6 protein-coding genes are annotated in these 6645 nt (G+C 72.3%); 4 read left to right on the top strand and 2 right to left on the bottom strand.

Annotation, left to right across the window (positions count from 1 at the left end; all coding sequences use genetic code 11):
- The first annotated feature begins 357 nt into the window (after positions 1–357).
- A complete protein-coding gene (locus tag ACTMS2_RS14390) occupies positions 358–1329 on the top strand; it encodes a polysaccharide deacetylase family protein (RefSeq protein ID WP_441175773.1) in 972 nt (323 codons plus the stop codon).
- Between the two features lie 60 nt (positions 1330–1389).
- The gene (locus tag ACTMS2_RS14385) at positions 1390–1692 is read left to right on the top strand and encodes a DUF1540 domain-containing protein (protein WP_441175772.1); all 303 of its coding nucleotides are present in this window, start codon (positions 1390–1392) and stop codon (positions 1690–1692) included.
- A 138-nt stretch (positions 1693–1830) separates the two neighbouring features.
- Here the strand turns inward: ACTMS2_RS14385 and ACTMS2_RS14380 are convergent, their stop codons facing one another.
- The gene (locus tag ACTMS2_RS14380; protein ID WP_441175771.1) at positions 1831–3837 is read right to left on the bottom strand and encodes a protein meaA; all 2007 of its coding nucleotides are present in this window, start codon (positions 3835–3837) and stop codon (positions 1831–1833) included.
- Between the two features lie 150 nt (positions 3838–3987).
- Here ACTMS2_RS14380 and ACTMS2_RS14375 point away from each other — a divergent pair, with 150 nt between their 5' ends.
- Both ACTMS2_RS14375 and ACTMS2_RS14370 read left to right on the top strand, forming a co-directional pair.
- Positions 3988–4836, top strand: a complete 849-nt coding sequence (locus ACTMS2_RS14375) for an ABC transporter ATP-binding protein (protein ID WP_441175770.1) — start codon at positions 3988–3990, stop codon at positions 4834–4836.
- Entirely contained in the window at positions 4833–5678 is an 846-nt protein-coding gene (locus ACTMS2_RS14370; protein ID WP_088998672.1) for an ABC transporter permease, read from the top strand. The genes ACTMS2_RS14375 and ACTMS2_RS14370 overlap by 4 nt, the downstream gene beginning before the upstream one ends.
- A gap of 42 nt (positions 5679–5720) precedes the next feature.
- Here the strand turns inward: ACTMS2_RS14370 and ACTMS2_RS14365 are convergent, their stop codons facing one another.
- Positions 5721–6569: a 3-hydroxyacyl-CoA dehydrogenase family protein gene (locus tag ACTMS2_RS14365; RefSeq protein WP_101412542.1), complete on the bottom strand. Its 849-nt coding sequence runs from the start codon at positions 6567–6569 to the stop codon at positions 5721–5723.
- Positions 6570–6645 lie beyond the last annotated feature (76 nt).

Genomic DNA, 6645 nt, shown 5'->3' with positions numbered 1-6645 from the left:
TGTAACGACCCCGCCCCGCCCACGATTCCGCCCCCACGATGCCCCCGATCACACGCCGAAACCGGACATCCGCGCCGTGATGCGACGCGAAGACGACCGGCCGGCGACACCGCACCGGACGCCCCGCCACGACATCCGACAGCCCACGCAGTCGGATGCGGCGACGACTCGCAGCAGATCTTGGTAGATACCGACCCCTGGAGGGGCACGTTCCTACCAAGATCTCCCGCGAACCGGAACCGGAGTCGGAGCCGCAGCGGAGCCGAGCCGCACCAGACGAACCGACAGCCGCGAACCGAACGCCACGCCACGGTGCCAGGGCACCCGGGAACCCCGACGCGCTGACATCATCTCCCGGTGCACGTGAATATCCCCCGCGTTCCGCTCGTCGCGACCCTGGTCGCCGTGGCCGCCGCCGCAGCCCTCCTCGCCGCCCCGGCGCCGGTGCGTGCGCCGGCCACCGCCGGCATCGTCCGGGCCACGGCGACGGGCCAGACGGAGACGGGCCAAGCCCCGCAGACCCCGACCGCCCCAGGACAGACCACGCCCCCGACCGGCCCACCGCCGACGCCCACGGCGTCGACCGGTCAGGAGCCGACGGCCGCAGCCCCGGCCGCGCCGAGCGGGACGGTCCCCGGCGCCACCCCGCCCGGGACCAGGCCGCCCGTCGTCGACCACGGGCCGCGTACGGGGAACAAGGTGGCGCTCACCTTCGACGCCGACATGACGGACGCGATGCGGTACCAGTTGCGCAGTGGCGCGGTGCGGTCGTACGCGAACCTGAAGATCATCGACCTGCTGGAGCGGGAGCGGGTGCCGGCGACGTTCTTCCTCACGGGCAAGTGGGTCGAGCAGTACCCGGACGTGACCCGCCGACTCGCCGGGAACCCGCGTTTCGAGCTGGCCAACCACACGTACGGCCATCTGGCCTTCACCCCGGACTGCTACGGCCTACCCCGCATCGCGGAGCGCGAGATGACCGCCGACGTGGCGCGGACGTTCGACGTAATGGCCGCGTACGGGGGGCGGCAGACCCGGTACTTCCGCTTCCCGGGGCTGTGCCACGACCGGAAGGCGCTGACCGCGCTGGCGCCGCTGGGGGTGACGGTGGTGGACGGCGACGTGGTCAGCGGTGACCCGTTCGCGAAGTCCTGGCGGCCGGTGGTGCGCGCGTCGCTGGAGGGGGTGCGACCCGGCTCGGTGATCGTGCTGCACGTGACGGAGGCGAACGCGCCGATGACGGACGAGGCGCTGCCGCACATCCTGGCCGGGCTGGCGGAGCGCGGCCTGGAGCCGGCCCCGCTGTCGGAGGTGCTCGGGGTGGGCTGAACCCGGCTCGGCAAAACCCGCAAAAGCCTAAAATCGGGGCAAGACACTAAGGAGGTCACCGTGACCGCAGCAGTGGAGATGCCCCGCGTCCAGGAGTGTGTCGTGGCGGCGTGCTCGTACAACCACACCAACGACTGCCACGCCTTCGCCATCACCATCGGCAGTCCGGACCACGCGCACTGCCACACCTTCGTCGAGATGCCGGCGGTCCGTGGCGGGGTGGACGGCGGCATGACCGCGCAGGTCGGTGCCTGCCAACGCGCGGACTGCCGACACAACGAGCAGTTGGAATGCCACGCGCCGTCGATCAAGGTCGGCCCCGACAACGACATGGCCGACTGCATGACGTACACCAGCCGCTGACCTCGCCCGGGGCGCGCCGGACCGGCGCGCCCCGTGGGCGGGACCGCACCACCCGGCGGAGAGGGCCCCTGGCGACGCGTGCCGCGCCGGCCTCGTGCACGCCCGGCACGTCGACCAGCGCCACCACGGGCTCTCCCGTCAGGGCAGGCCGTTGGCCTCCCGGACCACGGTGACCAGCTCGTCGATGATCCCGGTCAGGGCGAAGTCCTTGGGCGTGAAGACCCGGGCCACCCCGGCGGCCCGGAGCTGCTGCGCGTCGCCGGCGGGGATGATCCCGCCGACCACCACCGGCAGGTCCGGGCGGCCGGCGGCACGCAGACCGTCCAGCACCGCCGGCACCGCCGCCAGGTGCGAGCCGGAGAGCACCGAGAGGCCGACCAGGTCCACGTCCTCCTCCACGGCGGCGGCGACGATCTGCCCGGCGGTCAGCCGGATGCCCTGGTAGACCACCTCGAAGCCGGCGTCGCGGGCGCGTACCGCGATCTGCTCCGCGCCGTTGGAGTGCCCGTCGAGGCCGGGCTTGCCGACGAGCAGCCGCAGCCGGCCGCTGCCCAGCTCGCGGGCGGTGGCGGCAACCCGCGCGCGGACGGCGGCCAGGCCGGGGTCCCCGCCGGAGCCGGCGGCGCCGGTCAGGCCGGTGGGCGCCCGGTACTCGCCGAAGACCTGGCGCAGCGCGCCGGCCCACTCGCCGGTGGTCACCCCGGTCCGCACGCACTCCAACGTCGCCGGCATCAGGTTCGTCGTGGTCGCGGCGTCCGCGCGCAGCCGGGCCAGCGCCGCGTCGACGGCCGCGTCGTCCCGACCGGCCCGCCACCGGCGTACGGAGGCCGTGGCCGCCGCCTCGACGGCCGGGTCCACCTGCTCGACGGACTCGGCGCCGGCGGCGGTCAGCGGCGACGGCTCGGTCTCGGTGAACTTGTTGACGCCGACCACCACGTCGGCGCCGGACTCCATCCGGCGGCGCCGCTCGGCCAGCGAGGCGACCAGCGCGCTCTTGAGGTAGCCGGTCTCGACGGCGGCCACCACGCCGCCCATCTCCAGCACCTTCTCCAATTCGACCCGGGCGCCGGCGACGATCCCGTCGACCAACGCGGTCATCACGTGCGAGCCCTCGAACAGGTCCGGGTACTCCAGCAGGTCCGACTCGTACGCGAGCACCTGCTGCATCCGCAGCGACCACTGCTGGTCCCACGGCCGGGGCAGCCCGAGCGCCTCGTTCCAGGCGGGCAGCTGGACGGCGCGGGCCCGGGCGTCCCGGGAGAGGGTCACGCCGAGCATCTCCAGCACGATGCGCTGGATGTTGTTCTCCGGCTGCGCCTCGGTCAGGCCCAGCGAGTTGACCTGCACGCCGTAGCGGAACCGCCGCTGCTTCGGGTTCTGCACCCCGTAGCGCTCGCGGGTGATCTCGTCCCAGAGCACGCCGAAGGCGCGCATCTTGGCGATCTCCTCGACGAAGCGCACCCCGGCGTTGACGAAGAAGGAGATCCGCTGCACGACGTCGCCCATGCGCTCGGCGGGCACCTGCCCGGAGTCGCGGACCGCGTCGAGCACGGCGACGGCGGTGGAGAGCGCGAAGCCGACCTCCTGCACCGGCGTCGCGCCGGCCTCCTGGAGGTGGTACGAGCAGATGTTCACCGGGTTCCAGCGCGGCATCTCGCGCAGCGTGTACGCCACGACGTCGGCGGTCAGCCGCAGCGACGCGGCCGGCGGGAAGATGTGGGTGCCCCGGGAGAGGTACTCCTTGATGATGTCGTTCTGTGTGGTGCCGGCGCAGCGGGACAGCTCCGCGCCCTGCTCGGCGCCGACCGTGCCGTAGAGGGCGAGCAGCCACATCGCCGGCGCGTTGATGGTCATGGACGTGTTCATGTCGGCCAGCGGGATGCCGTCGAAGAGGGCCCGCATGTCGCCGAGGTGCGCCACCGGGACGCCCACCCGGCCCACCTCGCCGGCCGCGAGCTCGTGGTCGGGGTCGTAGCCGGTCTGCGTCGGCAGGTCGAAGGCGACCGACAGCCCGGTCTGCCCCTTCGCCAGGTTGCGGCGGAAGAGCGCGTTGGTCGCGGCGGCCGAGCTGTGCCCGGCGTAGGTGCGCATCACCCAGGGGCGGTCGCGCTCGGGCAGCCGGCCAGGGAGTGCCTTCTCGTCCATGGCGGGAGTCTAAGTTACCGTTCAGTCACCAGGGCTGTGGAAAACCACACAGCTCCATGGAGCGGAAACCCGGGTGCGAAGCGCCCGACATGGGCGCCACCACCACACCCCGGCCGGCCCGCCGCCGTGGCCAGGTCGCACACTTGAGGCATGCATGACGAGCTGGCGATCTCCGTGCGGGGGCTGCGCAAGGCGTACGGGGACAACGTCGCCGTCGCGGGCGTGGACCTCGACGTCCACCGCGGCGAGGTCTTCGCCCTCCTCGGCCCCAACGGCGCCGGCAAGACCACCACCGTCGAGATCCTGGAGGGCTACCGGCGGCGCGACGCCGGCGACGTCGACGTCCTCGGCAGCGACCCGGCCCGCCCGGCGCCGGACTGGCGCTCGCGGGTGGGCATCGTGCTCCAGGGCACCGGTGAGTTCGACGAGCTGACGGTCGCCGAGGTGGTGCGCCACTTCGCCGGCTTCTACGCCGACGGGGACGACCCCGACAAGGTCATCGAGCGGGTCGGGCTGGCCGGCAAGGCGAAGGCCCGTACGCACACCCTCTCGGGCGGGCAGAAGCGCCGGCTCGACGTGGCGCTCGGCATCGTCGGCCGCCCCGAGCTGCTCTTCCTCGACGAGCCGACCACCGGCTTCGACCCGGAGGCGCGCCGGGAGTTCTGGGAGCTGATCCGCGACCTGGCCGCCGCCGGCACCACCATCGTGCTCACCACCCACTACCTCGACGAGGCGGAGTCCCTCGCCGACCGGGTCGGCGTGATCGCGGGCGGTCGGGTGGTCGAGGTGGCCACGCCCGACCAACTGGGCAACCGGCGCGAGGCCCTGGCCACGGTCTCCTGGCGTACGCCGGAGGGGGCGCGGCAGACGGCGGAGAGCGCGACGCCGACGGCGCTCGTGGCGGAGCTGGCCGCGCGCTTCGGCGGCGAGGTCCCGGGCCTGACGGTGACCCGGCCGACCCTGGAGGACATCTACCTGCGCATGATCGGACACCGATGACCACCACGACGAAGCCGGCCGCGCCGGCCACCACGGCGCCGGCCCGGCGGCCCGGTCCGGTCGCCCTGAGCCTGCGGCAGAGCCGGCTGGAGATCACCCAGTTCCTGCGCAGTCGGGAGTCCGTCGTCTTCACGATGGGCTTCCCGGTCATCATGATCCTGATCTTCGCGGCGATCTTCGACGACGAGATCGCTCCCGGGGTCAGCTACACGCAGTACTTCATCACCGGCATGATCGCCACCGGCCTGATGACGGTGAGCTTCCAGAACCTGGGCATCTGGATCCCGATCGAGCGGGACCGGGGCGTGCTCAAGCGCTACCGGGGCACGCCGATGCCGAAGTGGGTCTGGTTCGCTGGCAAGGTGATCATGGTGGTGGCGATCGGCATCGCCGAGACGGTGCTGCTGCTCGCGGTCTCGGTGGCGCTGTTCGACCTGGAGCTGCCCGGCACCGCCGCGAAGTGGCTGACCTTCGGCTGGGTGTCGGTGCTCGGCGTCACCGCCTGCACCCTGTGCGGCATCGCCATCTCGTCGCTGGCCCGCACCGCCCGCAGCGGCTCGGCGGTCGTCACGCCGGTCGCGCTGGTGCTCCAGTTCATCTCCGGGGTGTTCTTCGTCTTCACCGAGCTGCCGACGTGGATGCAGCAGGTGGCGGCGCTCTTCCCGTTGAAGTGGATGTGCCAGGGTCTGCGCTCGGTCTTCCTGCCGGACGCGTTCGGCGCCCGCGAGCCGGGCGGCTCGTTCGAGCTGGACCGGGTCGCCCTGGTGCTCGTCGCCTGGTGCGTGATCGGCCTGGTGCTCTGCCTGACCACGTTCCGCTGGACGACCAAGCGCGACGGCTGAGCCGGACGGGGGCGGCTCACCGCCCCCGTCCGCCGCGCCGACTCAGTACGTGTAGAAGCCCTTGCCGCTCTTGCGGCCCAGGTCGCCGGCGGTGACCATGCGCTGGAGCAGCTCCGGCGGGAAGAACTTCTGGTCCGCGGTGTCGGTGTGGATGTTCTTCGTGGCGTGCATGAGCACGTCCACGCCGGTCAGGTCGGCGGTGGCCAGCGGGCCCATGGCGTGGCCGAAGCCGAGCCGGCAGGCGGTGTCCAGGTCCTCGGCCGAGACCACACCCGCCTCGACCAGCTTGACGGCCTCGACGAGCAGGGCCGAGATCAGCCGGGTGGTGACGAAGCCCGCGATGTCCCGGTTGACCACCACGACGGTCTTGCCGATCTCCTCGGCGAACGTCTTCGCCGTCGCCAGCGTCGCGTCGCTGGTCTTGTAGCCGCGCACCAGCTCGCAGAGCTTCATCATCGGCACCGGCGAGAAGAAGTGGGTGCCGACGACCGCCTCCGGACGACCGGTCACCGCGGCGATCTGCGTCACCGGGATGGCCGAGGTGTTGGTCGCGAGCACCGCGTCGGCCTTGCAGATCTTGTCCAGCGCGCGGAACACCTCGTGCTTGATCTCCAGCCGCTCGAAGACCGCCTCGACCACGATGTCCGCGTCGGCAGCCGCCTCCAGCTCGGTGGTCGGGGTGATCCGGGCCAGGGTCGCCTCGACGTCGGACGCCTCGATCTTCCCCTTCTCGGCGAACTTCTCCAGCGACTTCCGGATCCCGGCCATGCCGCGCCCGGTGGCCGCGTCGTCCAGGTCCCGCAGGGTCACCTGCCAGCCCGCCTGCGCCGCCACCTGGGCGATGCCCGAACCCATCAGCCCGGCACCGACGACCGCGAGTCGACCCGCCATCTCTATCTCCCTCGCCTGTTGGAGTGTCTGTCAGCACCCTAGTCGGCGAGCCTGAACGAGTGCTAAGGCGTGTGGC

Origin of the sequence: Micromonospora sp. SD12, assembly GCF_052068495.1 — a bacterium.
Classification (GTDB): Bacteria; Actinomycetota; Actinomycetes; order Mycobacteriales; family Micromonosporaceae; genus Micromonospora; species Micromonospora echinofusca.
Note: the sequence above shows the minus strand (reverse complement) of the source record. Positions and strands in the feature narration are given on the sequence as shown.

Bases quoted from the DNA above. Each gene is read 5' to 3' on its own strand.
- ACTMS2_RS14380 (WP_441175771.1), bottom strand. From the start codon at position 3,837: ATGGACGAGAAGGCACTCCCTGGCCGGCTGCCCGAGCGCGACCGCCCC.
- ACTMS2_RS14370 (WP_088998672.1), top strand. From the start codon at position 4,833: ATGACCACCACGACGAAGCCGGCCGCGCCGGCCACCACGGCGCCGGCC.
- ACTMS2_RS14365 (WP_101412542.1), bottom strand. From the start codon at position 6,569: ATGGCGGGTCGACTCGCGGTCGTCGGTGCCGGGCTGATGGGTTCGGGC.
- ACTMS2_RS14375 (WP_441175770.1), top strand. From the start codon at position 3,988: ATGCATGACGAGCTGGCGATCTCCGTGCGGGGGCTGCGCAAGGCGTAC.